Origin of the sequence: Mesorhizobium sp. M7A.F.Ca.CA.002.15.2.1 (assembly GCF_003998715.1) — a bacterium.
Classification (GTDB): Bacteria; Pseudomonadota; Alphaproteobacteria; order Rhizobiales; family Rhizobiaceae; genus Mesorhizobium; species Mesorhizobium ciceri.
Genome location: NZ_RZPI01000819.1, coordinates 1 through 2,237, shown reverse-complemented (window position 1 = coordinate 2,237; position 2,237 = coordinate 1). Strand labels below are relative to the sequence as shown.

The following is a 2,237-nucleotide window of genomic DNA, read 5'->3' as shown; positions in this document are numbered from 1 at the left end:
AGGGCGGGTAGGCGCCTTCGGTGCCGATCCTCAGGGTCTTTTCCTGGGCCTGGGCGACGCCGAGCGTCAGCAGCGCGGCCGAAGCGGCAAGCGCGATACGCAGTGAAATACGCATGATGGTCCTCTCTTTATGGTCCCGGCCGTCGTTCCGAACGGCTCTGTGGGGCGGTGCTTTTGACCGCCCGCTGGCGCGATACTCCCACTCTTTCCAAGAAAAAAGCAACTGCAAAACCATAAAAATGGGCAAGGCTATTCTGCCGTTGCGTCAGCGCTCAAGCAACGAGCCCGGTGGTGCGCTCGATGAAGTCGGCTATCGATTTTGCATCGTCGAGATCGAATACCGGCAGCAGCTCGCCTTCAATGGCAAAATCGGCGGCGACAGCGACGATGTTGGGATCCTCCGCCGAAAGCGGCGTGCGGTCCTTCGCATCCAGCCGGCGGGTTTCGATCTTGCTGTGGGCTTCGCGCTTGTAGCCCTCGACCAGCACGAGGTCGCAAGGGGCAAGCCGCGACAGGACAGTCTCCAATGTCGGCTCATCCTCGCCGCGCAGCTCGTGCATCAGTGCCCAGCGAACGCCGGAGACGATCGCGACTTCGGTGGCGCCGGCCTGCCGGTGGCGAAAGCTGTCCGCGCCAGGTTTGTCGATGTCGAAGTCATGGTGGGCATGTTTCACCGTCGACACCTTCCAGCCGCGCCGGACCAATTCGCTGACCAACCTCTCGGTCAAAGTCGTCTTGCCGGAATTCTTCCAGCCGGTGATGCCGAAGACGCGTCTGTTCATGGCTTGATGCTCTGCAACAGACGCTCGGCAGACACAAGATCGTCCGGTTCGTTGATGTTGAAGAAAGGGTCGATCCCCGCCGATGGCGGAACCGGGAACTCCACCTCGACAAAACCCTGCCGGTCGATGAAAGCCGAAACCCGCCTGATATCCTGATCGACCAGAAAGTGCCGCAAGGCATCGCGGCAGCCGATCGGCCACAGCGCGAAGGTCGGATGCCGCTTGCCGGCCGAGCGGGCAACGGCAATAGAACCGGGGCTTTGATCGGCGGCCCCTGCCAGACGCTCGACAAGGTCCAACGGCAGGAAAGGCGTGTCACCGGCAGCGCTGACGATCGCCTTGCAAGGCCTGTTGGCCGCGGCCCATTCGAGGCCGGTCAGGATTCCGGCGAGCGGACCGGCAAAGCCGGGCACGCTGTCGGCAAGCACCGGCAGTCCAAAGCGCAGGAATCGTGCAGGGTCGCCATTGGCGCTGAGCGCCATCGATTCTATTTGCGGGGCGAAGCGCGACACGACCTGGTCAAGCAGGCAGCCATCGCCAAGCGGCAACAGGCTCTTGTCGCCGCCGCCCATCCGCCTCGACTGGCCACCGGCCAGAACAATCCCCGCAATGTCTCGCTTCATGCCACGAAGCCTGTACGCCAGCCGTCGGAAATCACAAGAACCTTCAATGATCTGGCTAGATTCCGTCCGGAACCATGCTTGGCCCCGTGCTTTCGGCGACGATCTTGCGCCGGCCGACGACCCGCTCGCGGTAGAGCGCATAGAGGCCGGAGCCGATGATGATGGTGGCGCCGACGATCATCGGCAGATCGGGAATGTCCGCGAAGATGAACAGGCCAAGCAGGATCGACCAGATCAGGGCCGTGTAGCGGAACGGCGCGATGAAGGAGATGTCGCCCGCCCGCATCGCCATAATGATGAACTGGTAGCCGATAATCACCAGCACAGCAGCCAGGGCCAGCAGGGCCGTGCTGTTGCCCGTCATCGGCGTCCAGCCGCCCATTGCCGGCAACAGCGCCGCGCCGACGATTGTCATGGCAAGCGCGGTCGCGGTCGACACCAGCAATGTCGGAATGGCCTTGGGGATCCGCTTGGTGGCGAGATCGCGCACCGCGCAGCAGGCGACGCTGGCCAGCGCCGACAGCGAGTAGACGCTGAACCCTTCGAAGCCCGGCCGCACGATGATCAGCACGCCGGCAAATCCGATGGCGATGGCCAGCCAACGCCGCCAACCGACAGTCTCGCCAAAGACAAGTGCCGCTCCCATCGTCACCGCCAGCGGCAGCGCCTGCAGCACCGCCGAAACATTGGCGATCGGCAGATGGGCGAGGGCGACGAGGAAACTCACCGTTGCGCCGGCCTCGCTGATCACGCGCAAGGCGACCAGAGGCTGCAGCATCGAGCCCGGGCGGGCGAGAGCGCCGCGCTGCCAGGCCAGCAGGCCGACGAAAAG

3 protein-coding genes and 1 pseudogene are annotated in these 2,237 nt (G+C 63.9%); all 4 read right to left on the bottom strand.

Annotated features, from left to right (window positions below):
• Positions 1–115: pseudogene (locus ENZ74_RS35450) on the bottom strand (amino acid ABC transporter); the annotation flags it as partial.
• 157 nt (positions 116–272) lie between these two features.
• Positions 273–782, bottom strand: coding sequence for a molybdopterin-guanine dinucleotide biosynthesis protein B (gene mobB, locus ENZ74_RS29750; RefSeq protein WP_024503305.1), 510 nt, complete (start codon positions 780–782; stop codon positions 273–275).
• Positions 779–1,405 (bottom strand): molybdenum cofactor guanylyltransferase MobA, encoded by a 627-nt coding sequence (gene mobA / locus ENZ74_RS29745; RefSeq protein ID WP_063167989.1) that lies wholly within the window; start codon positions 1,403–1,405, stop codon positions 779–781. The genes mobB and mobA overlap by 4 nt, the downstream gene beginning before the upstream one ends.
• A 55-nt stretch (positions 1,406–1,460) precedes the next feature.
• On the bottom strand, positions 1,461–2,237 hold a 777-nt coding region (locus tag ENZ74_RS29740), incomplete at its 5' end, for a DMT family transporter (protein ID WP_164761309.1).

Coding starts and splice junctions, on each gene's coding strand:
- mobA (WP_063167989.1), bottom strand. CDS start 1,405: ATGAAGCGAGACATTGCGGGGATTGTTCTGGCCGGTGGCCAGTCGAGG.
- mobB (WP_024503305.1), bottom strand. CDS start 782: ATGAACAGACGCGTCTTCGGCATCACCGGCTGGAAGAATTCCGGCAAG.